At 74.1% G+C, this 13,871-nt stretch carries 14 protein-coding genes; 7 read left to right on the top strand and 7 right to left on the bottom strand.

The annotated features are described in order from the left end of the window. The first annotated feature begins 284 nt into the window (after positions 1 to 284). Entirely contained in the window at positions 285 to 1,631 is a 1,347-nt protein-coding gene (locus BX286_RS11690; RefSeq protein ID WP_398898400.1) for a PepSY-associated TM helix domain-containing protein, read from the top strand. Positions 1,632 to 1,706: 75 nt separating this feature from the next. On the opposite strand, the gene BX286_RS11685 is transcribed toward BX286_RS11690, so the two are convergent. Both BX286_RS11685 and glnII read right to left on the bottom strand, forming a co-directional pair. Beyond that, positions 1,707 to 2,348, bottom strand: coding sequence for a winged helix-turn-helix domain-containing protein (locus BX286_RS11685; RefSeq protein ID WP_079426374.1), 642 nt, complete (start codon positions 2,346 to 2,348; stop codon positions 1,707 to 1,709). Positions 2,349 to 2,807: 459 nt separating this feature from the next. After that, a complete protein-coding gene (gene glnII / locus BX286_RS11680) occupies positions 2,808 to 3,827 on the bottom strand; it encodes a glutamine synthetase (protein ID WP_079426372.1) in 1,020 nt (339 codons plus the stop codon). A gap of 193 nt (positions 3,828 to 4,020) precedes the next feature. On the opposite strand from glnII, the gene BX286_RS11675 reads away from it, so the two are divergent. Then, positions 4,021 to 4,968 (top strand): Gfo/Idh/MocA family protein, encoded by a 948-nt coding sequence (locus tag BX286_RS11675; RefSeq protein WP_260338092.1) that lies wholly within the window; start codon positions 4,021 to 4,023, stop codon positions 4,966 to 4,968. A 6-nt stretch (positions 4,969 to 4,974) separates the two neighbouring features. Here the strand turns inward: BX286_RS11675 and BX286_RS11670 are convergent, their stop codons facing one another. Together BX286_RS11670 and BX286_RS11665 are read right to left on the bottom strand one after the other, a co-directional pair. Beyond that, a complete protein-coding gene (locus BX286_RS11670) occupies positions 4,975 to 5,502 on the bottom strand; it encodes a hypothetical protein (protein ID WP_237292786.1) in 528 nt (175 codons plus the stop codon). Between the two features lie 722 nt (positions 5,503 to 6,224). Continuing rightward, on the bottom strand, positions 6,225 to 6,665 hold the full coding sequence (locus tag BX286_RS11665; protein ID WP_261993403.1) for a MarR family winged helix-turn-helix transcriptional regulator: 441 nt from the start codon (positions 6,663 to 6,665) through the stop codon (positions 6,225 to 6,227). A gap of 70 nt (positions 6,666 to 6,735) precedes the next feature. Here BX286_RS11665 and BX286_RS11660 point away from each other — a divergent pair, with 70 nt between their 5' ends. Continuing rightward, positions 6,736 to 7,593: an alpha/beta fold hydrolase gene (locus BX286_RS11660; RefSeq protein WP_237292776.1), complete on the top strand. Its 858-nt coding sequence runs from the start codon at positions 6,736 to 6,738 to the stop codon at positions 7,591 to 7,593. Between the two features lie 10 nt (positions 7,594 to 7,603). Here BX286_RS11660 and BX286_RS11655 read toward each other — a convergent pair whose 3' ends face one another. Continuing rightward, positions 7,604 to 7,975 (bottom strand): ArsC/Spx/MgsR family protein, encoded by a 372-nt coding sequence (locus BX286_RS11655; protein ID WP_079426368.1) that lies wholly within the window; start codon positions 7,973 to 7,975, stop codon positions 7,604 to 7,606. A 129-nt stretch (positions 7,976 to 8,104) separates the two neighbouring features. Here BX286_RS11655 and BX286_RS11650 point away from each other — a divergent pair, with 129 nt between their 5' ends. Continuing rightward, positions 8,105 to 8,362: a hypothetical protein gene (locus BX286_RS11650; RefSeq protein WP_079426366.1), complete on the top strand. Its 258-nt coding sequence runs from the start codon at positions 8,105 to 8,107 to the stop codon at positions 8,360 to 8,362. Positions 8,363 to 8,418: 56 nt separating this feature from the next. Here BX286_RS11650 and BX286_RS11645 read toward each other — a convergent pair whose 3' ends face one another. Both BX286_RS11645 and BX286_RS11640 read right to left on the bottom strand, forming a co-directional pair. Then, a complete protein-coding gene (locus BX286_RS11645; RefSeq protein WP_079431678.1) occupies positions 8,419 to 9,321 on the bottom strand; it encodes a hypothetical protein in 903 nt (300 codons plus the stop codon). A 57-nt stretch (positions 9,322 to 9,378) separates the two neighbouring features. Next, positions 9,379 to 10,410, bottom strand: coding sequence for a PP2C family protein-serine/threonine phosphatase (locus BX286_RS11640; protein WP_237292774.1), 1,032 nt, complete (start codon positions 10,408 to 10,410; stop codon positions 9,379 to 9,381). A 186-nt stretch (positions 10,411 to 10,596) separates the two neighbouring features. On the opposite strand from BX286_RS11640, the gene BX286_RS11635 reads away from it, so the two are divergent. The 3 genes from BX286_RS11635 to BX286_RS11620 all read left to right on the top strand — a co-directional run bounded on the left by BX286_RS11635 (position 10,597) and on the right by BX286_RS11620 (position 13,816). Then, positions 10,597 to 11,286 (top strand): VIT family protein, encoded by a 690-nt coding sequence (locus BX286_RS11635; protein WP_079426362.1) that lies wholly within the window; start codon positions 10,597 to 10,599, stop codon positions 11,284 to 11,286. A gap of 185 nt (positions 11,287 to 11,471) precedes the next feature. Beyond that, positions 11,472 to 12,362, top strand: a complete 891-nt coding sequence (locus tag BX286_RS11625) for a TIGR01777 family oxidoreductase (protein WP_121014937.1) — start codon at positions 11,472 to 11,474, stop codon at positions 12,360 to 12,362. 203 nt (positions 12,363 to 12,565) lie between these two features. Beyond that, positions 12,566 to 13,816, top strand: coding sequence for an FAD-dependent oxidoreductase (locus BX286_RS11620; protein WP_261993402.1), 1,251 nt, complete (start codon positions 12,566 to 12,568; stop codon positions 13,814 to 13,816). Positions 13,817 to 13,871: the final 55 nt, after the last annotated feature.

Genomic DNA, 13,871 nt, shown 5'->3' with positions numbered 1-13,871 from the left:
CCGCGTCCGCGTCCGCGCCTGAGTCCGCGTCCGCCCCCGAGCCTGAGTCCGCGTCCGCGTCCGCGCCTGAGTCCGCGTCCGCCCCCGAGCCCGCGCCCGCGTCCGCGCCCGCGCCTGAGTCCGCGTCCGCCCCCGAGCCCGCGCCCGCGTCCGCGCCCGCGCCTGCCTCTGAGTCCGGATCCGCGTCCACACCGCCCGACACCGCGCCCGCGTCGGGATCCGCACCCGCCCCCGGAACCGGCGGAGCCAAGGGGTGGGCCGCCCTGCGGCCGCTGCTCCTGCGCGTGCACTTCTACGCCGGGCTGCTCATAGCCCCCGTCCTCTTCCTCGCCGCCGCCACCGGCCTGCTCTACGCCGGGTCCTGGCAGGCCGAGCGGATCCTCTACTCCCACGAGCTGACCGTCGACCGGGTCGGCGAGGCCGCCGTCCCGCTCAGTACCCAGGTGAAGGCCGCCAAGGCCGCCGAGCCCCAGGGCAAGGTCGTCGGCGTGTGGCCCGCGCCCGAGGCCGACGCCACCACCCGCGTGATCATGGAGGCCCCGGGCCTGGCGGAGGGCGAGACCCGCACCGTCTTCGTCGACCCCTACACCGCCGAGGTCCGCGGGCAGCTCACCACCAGCGGTGACGCGCTGCCCCTGCGGGCCTGGCTCAGCGAGTTCCACGCCAGCCTCCAGCTCGGGGAGTTCGGCCGGAACTACAGCGAACTCGCGGCCAGCTGGCTCTGGATCGTCGCCCTCGGCGGTCTCGCCCTGTGGATCGGCCGGCGCCGCAGCCGCAAGGCCCTGCTCGTCGTACCCGACCGGAAGGCCACCGGCCGCCGCAAGACCCTCTCCTGGCACGGCAGCATCGGCCTCTGGGCCGCCGTGGGCCTCGTCGGCCTCTCCGCGACCGGTCTGACCTGGTCGAAGTACGCCGGGGAGAACATCGGGCAGCTCCAGGACCGGCTCGGCGGGGCCACCCCCGCCCTCTCCGCCACCCTTGACCCGGGCGCCGGCGCCGGCGCCTCTGACGGCGGCGGCGAGCACGCCGGGCACATCATGCCCGACGGCACCGAGATGACCATGCCGATGCCCGCCACCGACATCGGCGTCGACAAGGCCGTCGCCGCCGCCCGCGCCGCCGGGGTCACCGAGAGCCTGCGCGTCACCCTGCCCGCCAAGGGCAAGGGCTACGTGGTCAAGGAGGCCGACAAGACCCTGCCCGTGCACCTGGACTCGGTCGCCGTCGACCCCGCCGACGGCCGGATCATGGACGAGCTCCGCTTCGCGGACTACCCGCTGCTCGCGCAGCTGACCCGGTTCGGGATCGACCTGCACATGGGTCTGACCTTCGGGATCGCCAACCAGCTCGCGCTCGCCGCGCTCGCCGTCGCGGTGATGTTCCTGATCGTCTGGGGCTACCGGATGTGGTGGATGCGCCGGCCCACCAAGGACCGCGCGCTCTCCGTCGGCCGCGCCCAGCCGCGCGGGGCCTGGCGCAGGCTCCCGGTGACGGTGCTGCTGCCGTTCGCCGCCGTGACCGTGGTGGTGGGCTGGTTCGTTCCGCTGCTGGGCCTCAGCCTGCTGGCGTTCCTCGTGGTGGACGGGGCCCTCGGCTTCGCCACCCGCAGGCGGGCGCCGAAGGCCGCGTAACGGGGAGGACGGTGGGCCCGTACCCGCCCCGGCGCGTACGGGCCCACCACCATCCCGAGCCGTGCCGTCCCGGCGTCACGGCGTGTACTTGTACCCCACGCGGCGGACGGTCTGGATCGCGCCCCGGTGCGCCGCGCCCAGCTTGCGCCGCAGGCGGGCGATGTGGACGTCGACCGTCCGGCCGTCGCCGACGTGGCCGTAGCCCCAGACCGTGGTCACCAGCTGGTCCCGGCTGTGCACCCGGTGCGGGTGGGCCACCAGGTGGGCGAGCAGCTCGAACTCCAGGTAGGTGAGGTCGAGCAGCTCGCCGTCCACCTCGGCCGTGCGCTGCGCGGCGTCGATCCGCACCAGCGCGTCTCCGGTCGTGGTCGAGGGCTGCGGCGCAGGCTGGACGGGCGCCACGGCACCGGCCCCCGGTCCCTGCACCGGTACCGAGACCGGGACGGAGTGCGGGGCGAAGGCGATCGGCTGCTGGTCGGCCGGTACCAGGACCAGGTAGCCGACCATCGGCGGCTGGCCCGGCAGCGTGGGCACGGCGTGCTGGGGTGCGGGAAGCCAGGTGGCGCCCGGCGGGAGCAGGTCCACCACCCGGGCCACCTCGTCCCGGTCCACGGCCCGCAGGCGATGGCGCGGACCGGCCGCGGGGAACGGCGGGAAGGGCAGGGGAGCGGAGGTCGCAGCGGAGGCGGCAGAAGCGATGGAGCGGGTGTTAGCCATGAGTGGTCAGCTCTTTCACGCGGAGTGGTCGGCAGAAGACGTACGTGTGCATGAGCACGTGTGCGTGTGCACGTAGTCGTTGCGTACCGCGCAGACCGAAGGCCTCGGGCGGGTCTGGTGAGAGGTCCCGGAAGGCTTTAGAGGGCCGGCGCGTTCTCGGCGCGGCAACACACCCGGTCGAAGTCGTGGTCCTGACGGGACGGCCAGAACGGCTCCAGGTCGCTGCGACCTGTCGGGGTGTACGGATGGCTGGCCATGGGCGTCATTGAAGCAGAAACCGCAGCCCCGAGGCAGGTTGCGTCTCACTTACTGGATCGGAATCTCATATTCCGTCGTTAAGTCTTCGTCAGGTCGTCACAATCCCGACAAACCGTCAAGAGGAAAGTCGCTTCCGTCCGTCGGGTCCGAACCCGCGTATCGCATCGTGGGCGGATCCGTCCCACGCGCACGGGCAGGGGGTCAGACCAGTCCGTCCCGCTCCAGACCGGTGCAGCAGGTGTCCACGATCAGCCGGGTCACCACGTACGGGTCCACGTTCGCGTTGGGACGGCGGTCCTCGATGTACCCCTTGCCCTCCTTCTCCACCTGCCACGGGATGCGGACCGACGCGCCGCGGTCCGAGACGCCGTAGCTGAACTCGTTCCAGGGAGCGGTCTCGTGCAGCCCCGTCAGGCGCTCGTCGATGCCCGCGCCGTAGTTCTTGACGTGGTCCAGCGGCTTGCTGCCCTCGCCCAGCGCCTCGCACGCCGAGATGATCGCGCGGTAGTCCTCGCGCATCGCCTTCGTGGAGAAGTTGGTGTGCGCGCCCGCGCCGTTCCAGTCGCCCTTCACCGGCTTCGGGTTCAGCGTCGCCGACACGTTGAACTCCTCGGCCGTGCGGTACAGCAGCCAGCGCGCGATCCAGAGCTGGTCCGAGACCTCCAGCGGGCCCACCGGACCGACCTGGAACTCCCACTGCCCGGGCATGACCTCCGCGTTGATGCCGGAGATCTCCAGACCGGCGGCGAGGCAGTGGTCCAGGTGCTTCTCGACGATCTCGCGGCCGAAGATCTCGTCCGCGCCGACACCGCAGTAGTAGCCGCCCTGCGCCGCCGGGAAGCCGCCGACCGGGAAGCCGAGCGGGCGGGCGCCGTCGAAGAAGGTGTACTCCTGCTCGATGCCGAAGACCGGCTCCTGCGCGGCGAACTTCTCGGCGACCGGACGCAGCAGCGCGCGGGTGTTCGACTCGTGCGGGGTCATGTCGATGTTCAGTACCTCGCACAGCACGAGGATGTTCTTGCCGCCGCGGATCGGGTCCGGGCAGGAGAACACGGGCTGGAGCACGCGGTCGGAGGCGTGCCCCTCCGCCTGGTTCGTGCTGGAGCCGTCGAAGCCCCAGACGGGCAGCCCGGCGCCGTCCGCGAGGATCTTCGTCTTCGAGCGGAGCTTCGCCGTCGGCTCGGTGCCGTCGATCCAGATGTACTCAGCCTTGTAGCTCACGGGCCCATCCATCCTGACTCTGCGGGTGCTGCGCGGGTGCTGCGGTCTTGGCCGAAAGCGTCCCCCTCGGCGATTTCTCGTCCGTTGCCCGTGTGTGAATCCCTTGTTACCGGGGTTTACGCCGCAGGTGGGGTGGTGTGCGCGGGTCGCCGGCCGCGCACCCGTCCGAGTGGGGCAGACTGAGCAGGTGAGCATTTCGTACGATTTCAACTCTTCTGGCGAGGGCTCCGAGCGGGCCCCCGGCCGCCCCCGCCCCCGCGTCGGCCTGCTCGGCACCGGCCCCTGGGCCCGCCGCACCCACGCCCCCGCCCTCGCCGCCCACACCGGCTCCGACTTCGCCGGCGTCTGGGGCCGCCGCCCCGAAGCGGCGGCCGAGCTGGCGGGCGCGTACGGAGTGAAGGTGTACGAAGACCCCGACGCGCTGTTCGCCGACTGCGACGTGGTGGCCTTCGCCCTGCCGCCGGACGTCCAGGCCCCGCTCGCGGTGCGCGCGGCCGCCGCCGGCTGCCACCTGCTGCTCGACAAGCCCGTCGCCACGACGGTCGCGGACGCCCGCGCCGTCGCCGACGCCGCCGCCGCGCACGGCGTCGCCTCCGTCGTCTTCCTCACCCTCCGCTTCGCCGAGCCCACCGCCGGGTGGGTCCTCGACCAGGCCAAGCGCAGCGGCTGGTTCACCGCCTCCGCCCACTGGCTCGGCGCCGTCTACCCGCCCGACGGCGAGCCCAGCGCGTACGCCGAGTCGCCCTGGCGCAAGGCCAAGGGCGGCCTGTGGGACGTCGGCCCGCACGCCCTGTCCGTCCTGATCCCGGTCCTGGGCGACGTCACCGCCGTCACCGCCGCCCGCGGCCCGTCCGACCTGGTCCAGCTCGCCCTGCGGCACGCCTCGGGGGCCGCCAGCACGGCCGTCCTCAGCCTGAGCTCGCCGCGCGCGGCGGCCGGAGTGGGGCTGGAGCTGCGCGGGGCCGAGGGGGTGTTCGCGCTGCCCGACTGGAGCGACGTCCCCGGCGCGTACGGGCGCGCCCTCGACGCCGTCCTCACCGCCGCGCGCACGGGCGTCCCGGACCCGTGCGGGGCGGAGTTCGGCGCCCGGCTCACGGAGATCCTGGCGCAGGCCGAGGCGGAGCTGGGGCCGGCCGTCTGAGGCGGGCTATTTGATGAGGGCGTTGGCGACGATGATGGCCAGGCCGATCGTGGCGTCGGCCAGGCCGATCAGCAACGCCGAGGCGAGCCGGTAGCCGACCCGGACCGCCACGAAGGAACCCCAGGCGAAGAGCAGCGCGGTGTTGAGCCCGAGCCCGACGGCCGTCACCCCGTACGACTCCCAGTGCGCGACCCCCGCCAGGACCAGCAGGAGCACGGTGGGCAGCGTGGCCGCGATCATCGGCCACTCGTTCCACAGCGCCCGCGCCAGCAACCGCCACCGGTGCGCCGCCGAGCCGGCCCGGTGGGTGGTCATGTGGTGCGAATACCCGTGCGCGAGCCCGGCGGTGGCGGCGGTGACGAGGACCCAGCTGGCGTCGTAGAAGGGGGTGTACTCCCCGCCCTTCCGATCGAGCGCGGCCAGCAACCCACTGGCCAGCACGGTCCCGTACACCCCACCGAACATCCAGTCGGCCCCCCGCCGGGGTGGCGGGAGGGGCGCGGCGGCGGGCTGCAGATGCTGCTCTTCGGTCATGGCGGTCCCTGGGCTCGGCTCGTGTAGCGATTAATGACTTTTGTTCCTTTTGGTGTATCCCTCACCCTACGAGGCGGGCGGGTGGGGGCGAGGTGAAGAGCGGGGGGCGGGGCGCCGGACAGCCGGGGCGGGGGTCGGACAGCCGGTGGCGGGGCCGGACAGCCGGGGCGGCATGGGGGATGATCCGGGTCCCAGCTGGGCGGTCTCAGAGAGGGGTTGGGGGTTTCCCGTCAGTCTCATCGTCCTTCCGCGTCGGGCCGCCCTGTCAAGGGCGCTCCTTCGTCGCGTCGCTTCGCGATCGCCTGCGGCGACCCTTGACAGGACGACCCGTCGCGAAATGCCGAAGACTGCCGGGAAACCCCCAAAGGAACGGGACGGATGTTCATGGGCCATGCGGCGGGATCAGCGACCAGGCGGGATGGTCGGGGGCCGCCTCGCCAAGCATCCGGGCCGACATCCATGCCATTCGGGGCCGCGATCCGCGACAGATCGCTACGCGCTCCCCTGTCTCGGCGTCCGCCGCCCGCCTGGGGCTGATACCCGCACCAGATGACGAACAGCGGGGCACCCAAGTACGGGACGAAGAGGTGTCGCCTCCAGGCCGACTTGCTCGTCGTCCATCAGCGCCCCGGGCGGCGTCACGAGAACGATGCCGAGGGTTTGCTGCCGCCTCAACCCGCCACGAACAAGCGCGACGGGCCGAGTGTCCGGCTTGAGCCTCGTCAGGCCCCGCCGAACGCCGCGTAAGCCGTCGTCAGGAAGTGGCGTACCGCCTCGCGTTCCGTCGGGGTGAACGCGGCCGAGGTCGCGGCCAGGGTTTCGATCGCCGGGCCGAAGGTGTCCTGGCCCAGGCGGGCCGCCTGCGGGGTGACGGACAGCAGGACGCGGCGGCGGTCGCCGGAGTCGCGGGTGCGGGTCACGTGGCCCAGCCGTTCCAGGCGGTCGATCACCGCCGTCGTGCCTGCCGAGTTGAGGCCCAGGCGGGCGCCCAGGAGGCCCGCCGTGGCCGGTTCGGCGGCGCGGGCGGCGTCCAGCAGGCAGATCAGGGCCCGTACGTCCGTCGGGTGCATGCCGTTGGCGGCGGCGAACTCCGCCTGCCGCAGGCCGAATTCGACCGTCACCTTCCGCAGCAGGTGCACCAGTTCCAGGTGGTTGTCGTCCACGTCGCCTCCCGTCTAGGATCCCTCGCTGAGCGAGATTATCGCCCAGCGAGAGATGGAGAGGTGGAGCAGAGTGGGGAAAGTGGTCCGGGCGTCCTTCCGAGCCGCCTACGACGAGGCCCTCGGCCGCTGGCCCGTCCCCGTCGAGGCCGTCGAGGTCCCCACGCCCTACGGGGTGACCCGCGTCAACAGCTGCGGTCCCGTCGGCGCGCCCCCGCTGGTGCTGCTCCCGGGCGGCGGGGCCACCTCCACCGTGTGGGGTGCCTGTGTCGCCGCCGGGATCGCCCGGGAGCGGCGGGTCCACGCCGTGGACCTGATGGGGGAGCCGGGGCTGAGCGTCCCGGAGCCCGGGCGGAGGCTGCGGACGCCCGAGGACCTGGCCGTATGGCTGGACGCGGTCCTGGACGGGCTCGTGCCCGAGGGGCGGGTCACCCTCGCCGGACACTCCTACGGGGCCTGGATCGCCGCCCACTACGCCGACCGCCGCGCGGGCTGGTACGCCCCGCGCCGGCGGCTCGACCGCCTCGTGCTGCTCGACCCCACCCAGGTCTTCACCGGGCTGGGCCCCCGCTACGTACTGCGGTCCCTGCCCATGCTGGTGCGGCCCACCCCGGAGCGGATCCGCTCCTTCCTCGCCTGGGAGGCCGGCGGGGCCGTGCTCGACCCGGCCTGGCTGCGGCTCCAGGACGAGACGGCCGCCTTCCCCGCCGCCCGGCCCGTCACCGGCCCCCGGCCGGACCTGACGGGGCTCGCCCCCTTCGCCCTCGACGTCCTCTTCGCCGAGCGTGCCCGCTGCCACGACTCACTCCAGGCGCTGGCCGCCGCCACGCGTGCGCTGCCGGGGGCGCGGGTCCGGCTGCTGCGCGGGGTCTCGCACCACGCGCTGCCGCTGACGGCGGCCGGCGAGGTCGCCCGCCTCCTCGCCCCCTGACCGGCCCCGCCTACCCCTTGCGGGACAGGGCCTCGCGGACCGCCTCTTCCGAGCGGGCCACGAGCGCCGTGCCGTCCTCGGCGGTGATGATCGGGCGCTGGATCAGCTTCGGGTGGGCGGCCAGGTGGGCGATCCAGCGGGCGCGGGCCTCGTCCGTCTCCTCGCGCGGGAGGTCCCGTACACCGGTCTCTTTCGCCAGGGGGTCCGAGGTGCGCGTGATGTCCCACGGCTCCAGCCCGAGCCGGCCCAGCACCTCGCGGATCTCGGCCTCGGACGGCACGTCCTCCAGGTAGCGGCGCACGGTGTACTCGGCGCCTTCCGCGTCCAGCAGGGTCAGTGCGCTGCGGCACTTCGAACAGGCGGGATTGATCCAGATCTCCATGCCCGCAAGCCTAGCCAGATCCCCGTCGGCCTCCCGTGCGCGTCCCGTCCGGCCAGGGCTTTTGTCAGTGCCCCCCGGTAAAATCGAGGGAGAACGACAGGAAGCCAACTACCGTTTGGGAGGCTGTAGATGGCCGCTGCCGCGAGCATTGTGATGCCCAGGAAGAAGCCGTTGCCGGCGGGGCTGCCCCGCGAGTGGTACGAGAACCACAACCGCCGTCTGAAGGCCATGCGGCTGGCGATCTCCCTGCTCGACACGGGGACGTACGACGCCAAGCGCGCCACCAACCGCAAGATACGGACGATGGCCGTCCGGGTGGGGATCCACCGGCCGTCCAACCTCACCTGCCGGATGGTCCGCGCCTTCATCGTCGCGAACGCCCGCTGAGGCACAGGCGCGCCGACGGCCGGCCGGCTGCCCTGCCGGCCGGCCGTCCGCCCCGCTCACTTCTCGACGAAGACAATCTCCGTCGGCCCGCAGGTCATCCTCACGGTGTCGCCGGTGACCTCGACGACATGGTGCATGCCGCTGAAGACCTCCGGCTTCCCCTGGATGTAGAACTGGTCGTCCGAGGCCCCGGCCAGGTAGGCGCGGAAGCAGGACAGGGAGGGGTCCGACGGGCTCAGGTCCAGGTAGTCCTTCAGCCTGCGGAAGAGCTTCGGGAGGATCACCGCCCCGTCGTCGGCCGTGAGGGACTGCAGTCCGGTGACCTTCGTACCGGTGGTGGTCGTGTCCTTCTCCCAGATGCTCTTGCCCGGTTCCGGCGCCGCTGCCGCTGCCGCGGCCGCGGCGGTGAGGGAGGCACGCAGGAGCTCGGGGAACTCACTGTAGTAGGTCGGGTAGGCCAGGCCGGCCTTGATCAGCTGGTAGTTGACGGTGTTCTTCAGCGCGCGCTCGTCGACCTGCACCAAGGAGCCGTTGAGGGCCGGCTGGGAGTCCTTGCCGACGAGGGCGACGCACCGGCCGAAGATGTCCGCCCCGCGCGTGAGGATGTAGCCGTGCACGACCTCGGGGGTGGTGGCGGTGACCTTCTCGGGGTGCTTGGGGTCGTCCCGGACGACGGAGGTGAAGCCGAGCGCCGTCAGCAGCGCGTCCGCCGCCTGGTGCGCCAGGGACCGGGGCTGGTGCTGCACGCCCGAGGGGGAGTCGTCCAGGCCGTAGTGGGTCTCCAGCGCGTCGATGCCCTCGAGCCGGATCGGGGCGTTGCCGAACGCCCGCGGTACCACGGGTCTGGAGCCGGGGACGAGTTTCCAGTCGGCCACGTCGTCGGGGGTGAAGTTGACGGTGTCGCCGTCCGGCTCGAACCCCTTCGCGCGGAAGGTCCCCCGGATCAACAGCATCGGCATGGGCATGGCGGCTCCCCTGGGTCTGGGACGAGAACGCTCAGTGCATGCCCCCTGAATTTAGTGCCGCGCCCTTCTGCCGGACAGCCGCCGATCGGGCGACAGCACCAGCAGTGCCACGTCGTCGCCCGGCCCGCCCCCGCTGAAGGCCGCGAGGTCCTGCCAGAGCGCCGGTACGAGGCCCTCAGGGGCGCCCGCCAGGACCGGGACCCGGGTGGCCAGCGGGTAGAAGCAGCCGCTCGCGTCGCGGGCCTCCGTCACCCCGTCGGTGTGCGCGAGCAGCCGGTCGCCCGGCAGCAGCGGCAGTTCGGCGATCTCGGGGACGGCCGGCCCCGACAGGCCCAGGCCCAGCGGCGGCCCCGGCTCCGCGGCCACCTCCGTGACCGTGAAGTCCCGTAGCAGCAGCACCGGCGGATGGCCGCACGACACGATCCGCACGAGGTCCAGCCCCGGCGGGAACTCCAGCAGCACGGCCGTGGCGAACAGCTCCGGGTGCGCCACGGAGTCCGCCGCCGCGTCGGCCGCGAGCCGCCGGTCCAGCCGGGCCGCGACCGCCGCCAGCCCCGGGTCGTCCAGCACCGCCTCCCGGAACGCGCCGAGCAGCGAGGCCACCGTGCCGACGGCGGCCAGCCCGTGCCCCTGGACGTCCCCGACCACCGCCCGGACCCCGAACGGCCCGGCCCGTACGTCGTACAGGTCGCCGCCGACGAGCGTGCCCCGCTGGGCCGCCCGGTACAGCCCCGAGCAGTTCACCCCGCCCACCCGCTCCGGGACCGGCGGCAGAACCGCCAGCTGGGCGGCCTCGGCGACGGTCCGGACGCTGACCAGCTGGGCGTCGCGGCGCCGCCGGACCCAGGCGATGACCACGCTCAGCAGGCCGACTGTGGCCACGGTGGCCAGGTCGGCGCCGCGGGCGTGCCCGACGCCGAGCTCCGGCACCCCGAGCAGGACCAGGACGAGGACGGCGAAGAAGGCGGTGCCGGCGGCCCCGTAGGAGAAGGCGGCCACGGCGGGCAGGGCCGCCAGGAAGTAGCCGAGCTCCGCGGTGGAGGTGGTCCACTGGGCGGCGCAGAGCGCGACCAGTGCCACCACGGGCGCGATCCTGGCCCAGCGGGGCGGCGGGGCCCCGTGCAGCCAGCCTGGCTCGTCCCCTGCGTGTCTCGCCCTCCGTCGCGCCCCAGCTCTCACCCCTCCACCCTGGTACGGGGTCCGGGGCGGCGCACGCCGGGTGGCCCCGGCGGGCTGGCCGGGGCGGGCGGCGGCCGCGACAGTGGAGCCGTGACACAGACGCAGAGCGCGGCGATCAGCACCCGGCTGAACTGGCTGCGGGCCGGGGTGCTGGGGGCGAACGACGGGATCATCTCCACGGCCGGCCTGGTGGTGGGCGTGGCCGGCGCCACCACCTCGCGCGCGGAGATCCTCACGGCCGGGGTGGCCGGGCTGCTCGCGGGCTCGCTGTCGATGGCGGTGGGGGAGTACGTGTCGGTGAGCTCGCAGCGGGACTCGGAGCGCGCGGCGCTGGACCTGGAACGGCGCGAGCTGGCGGACGACCCGGAGGCGGAGCTGGCCGAACTGACGGAGCTGCTGGCCGCGCGGGGCCTGACCCGGGACGTGGCCCGGGAGGCGGCGGAACAGCTGACGGAACGGGACGCGCTGAGGGCGCATGCGCGGGTGGAGCTGGGCATCGAGCCGGACGAACTGGCCAACCCGTGGCACGCGGCGCTGGCCAGCCTGGTCGCCTTCACGGTGGGGGCGCTGCTGCCCCTGCTGGCGATCGTCCTGCCGGGGGCCTCGGGGCGGGTGCCGGTGACGGTGGGGGCGGTGCTGGGGGCGCTGACGCTGTGCGGGGTGGTGAGTGCGCGGCTGGGTGGGGCGCCGGTGCCGCGGGCGGTGCTGCGGAACGTGCTGGGCGGGGGCCTGGCGATGGCGGTCACCTATGCGGTGGGCACCTGGCTGGGCGCCGGCTGACCCCGGGCGGCGCCGGTCCCGCCGCGCGGAGCCGTCTCCCCGCCCCGCCCTTTCTCCGCTTCCCGGGGGCTCCTCCCCCGGACCCCCGCGCCTCAAACGCCGGCGGGGCTGTAGAGGGCGAAGCCGGTGAGGCCCGCCGGGGCCGCACCGCGCGAGCGGCGCGTCAAGAAGGGAAGACTGGGCGCATGCGCATCGCCATCACCGGAGCCTCCGGACTCATCGGCCGGGCCCTGCTCCGCTCCCTCCACGCCGACGGCCACGAGACCGTCCGCTTCGTCCGCCGTACCCCCGCCGCCCCGGACGAGGCGCGCTGGGACCCCAGGGCCGGGTACGTCGACCCCGTCGGGCTGCGCGGGTGTGACTCCGTGGTCCACCTCGCCGGGGCCGGGGTCGGGGACCACCGGTGGACGGACGCCTACAAGAGGGAGATCCGCGACAGCCGGGTGCTCGGCACCGCCGCCCTCGCGAGCGCGCTCGCCGGGATGGACGAACCGCCGGCCGTGTTCGTGTGCGGGTCCGCCGTCGGGTACTACGGCGACACCGGCAGCCGGGCCGTCGACGAGTCCGCCCCCGCCGGCACCGGGTTCCTGCCCTCCGTCTGCGTCGAGTGGGAGGCGGCCGCCGCCCCGGCGCAGGACGCCGGGATCCGGACCGTGTTCGCCCGTACCGGGCTGGTGGTTGCCGCCGAGGGCGGCGCGTGGGGACGGCTGTTCCCCCTCTTCCGGGCCGGGATCGGCGGCCGGCTCGGCAACGGGCGGCAGTACTGGTCGTACATCTCGATGCACGACGAGATCGCCGCCCTGCGTTTCCTGACCGAAACCCCCGGGCTGTCGGGACCGTTCAACCTCACCGCCCCCGAGCCGCTGACCAACCGTGAGGTCACCGCCGCGATGGGCCGCGTACTGCACCGGCCGACGCTGTGCACGGTCCCCGCGCCGGTGCTGCGCGTCGTGCTGGGGGAGTTCTCGCAGGACGTCCTGGGCAGCCAGCGGGTCCGCCCGAAGCGCCTGCTGGAGGCCGGGTTCACCTTCGCCCACCCCGGCATCGAGGAGGCCATCAAGGCCGCCCTCGCCTAGACGACCTGGCCGCCGTCCCCACCCTGTGGTCCAGGCGCTGGTCCGGCGCACCCCCCGTCCGCGTGCGACCGGTTGTGACCCGCATGCGACCGCCGTGCGACCGGAGTTGTGCGCAATACCGCGCCGGACTCGGGTTCTCCTGGAGTCCGTTGGGGGAAGAAGGATCCCCACACAGCCGCCGCGCCGACCTCGGGGAGGGGCACGTGCTCAGCAGCGACGTCGTCATCGTAGGAGCCGGAGTCTCAGGACTCGCGGCCGCGCACCACCTGATCGCCGCCGGGGTCAGCGTCAGCGTCCTGGAGGCCGCCGACGACCCCGGCGGACGCATGGCCACCGCATCGGCCGACGGCTTCCGTCTCGACCGGGTCGGCCAGCTCCTCAACACCGCTTACACCGAACCCGCCCGCACCCCGGGCCTGGAGGCGCTCAGCCTGCGCCCCTTCGCGCCCGGGGTCCTGGTGCACGGAGCCGACGGAAAGCGGCAGCGGGCCGGGGCCCTGACCCCCGCCCGCGCCCTGGCCAGCGGCAGCCTGGACCAGGCCCGGCTCAGCGCCGCCCTCGCCCGCCTCGCCGCGCTGCCCACCGACCGCCTCCTCGCCCGGCCCGAACGCACCGCCCTCGCCGCCCTCGGCTCCCGCGGCCTGCCCCCGCGCACCATCAACGGGATCCTGCGGCCCCTGCTCTCCGCCCTGCTGCGCGACCCGGAGCTCACCACCTCCAGCCGCGTCGCCGACCTCGCGCTGCGCACCTTCGCCCGCGGCCGCCTCGCCGTGCCCGAGGGCGGCGCCGCCGCCCTGCCCGACCTGCTCGCCGCCGGCCTGCCGCCCGGCACCGTGCGGACCGGGATACGGGTGCGGTCGGTGGCGACCAACCTCGTCACCACCGAGGAGCACGGCGACTTCGCCTGCCGTTCCGTCCTCCTCGCCACCGGCGCCCGCGCCGCGGCCGAATTGCTGCCCGGGCTGCGGGTGCCCGCCTTCCACGAGGTCACCGTCATCCACCACGCGACCCCGGAGCCGCTGCCCTGGGACGGCTCGCTGCTCCTGGACGCCGACCCCAAGTGGCCCGTGGCCCACACCACCGTGATGAGCGCCGTCGACCCGACCCGGGCCCCGGCCGGCCGCAGCCTGGTCACCACCACCGTGCACGGCCCCCCGCCGCCCGCCCGCACGGTCGCGGCCCGCCTGGCCCGGCTCTACGACACCGCGACCCGGGACTGGGAGCCGCTGGCCGTCCACCACACCCCCGAGGCCGTCCCGGCCATGCCCCCGCCGCACGACCGGCAGCGGCCCGTACGGGTCCTGGCCGGGCTCTACGTCTGCGGTGACCACCGCGACTCCAACACCGTCCAGGGCGCCCTGCACTCCGCCCGCCGCGCCGCCACGGCCCTGCTGCGCGACTTCGGCATCCCCCTCCAGAGCCACCCCGAGCCGGTCCTCCCGGCAGCGGCCTGAGGGCACCGGCCCGGTCTGGCACTGGCCCGGCCTGGCACCGGCCCGACGGCAGCGG

Origin of the sequence: Streptomyces sp. 3211.6, assembly GCF_003634815.1 — a bacterium.
In the GTDB taxonomy this organism is placed as follows: domain Bacteria; phylum Actinomycetota; class Actinomycetes; order Streptomycetales; family Streptomycetaceae; genus Streptomyces; species Streptomyces katrae_A.
This window is presented reverse-complemented; position numbering and strand designations above follow the sequence as displayed.

Excerpts from the sequence above, each read along its gene's own strand:
- BX286_RS11685 (WP_079426374.1), bottom strand. The coding sequence starts at position 2,348 with ATGGCTAACACCCGCTCCATCGCTTCTGCCGCCTCCGCTGCGACCTCC.
- BX286_RS11670 (WP_237292786.1), bottom strand. The coding sequence starts at position 5,502 with ATGACCGAAGAGCAGCATCTGCAGCCCGCCGCCGCGCCCCTCCCGCCA.
- BX286_RS11655 (WP_079426368.1), bottom strand. The coding sequence starts at position 7,975 with ATGGAGATCTGGATCAATCCCGCCTGTTCGAAGTGCCGCAGCGCACTG.
- BX286_RS11650 (WP_079426366.1), top strand. The coding sequence starts at position 8,105 with ATGGCCGCTGCCGCGAGCATTGTGATGCCCAGGAAGAAGCCGTTGCCG.
- BX286_RS11645 (WP_079431678.1), bottom strand. The coding sequence starts at position 9,321 with ATGCCGATGCTGTTGATCCGGGGGACCTTCCGCGCGAAGGGGTTCGAG.
- BX286_RS11625 (WP_121014937.1), top strand. The coding sequence starts at position 11,472 with ATGCGCATCGCCATCACCGGAGCCTCCGGACTCATCGGCCGGGCCCTG.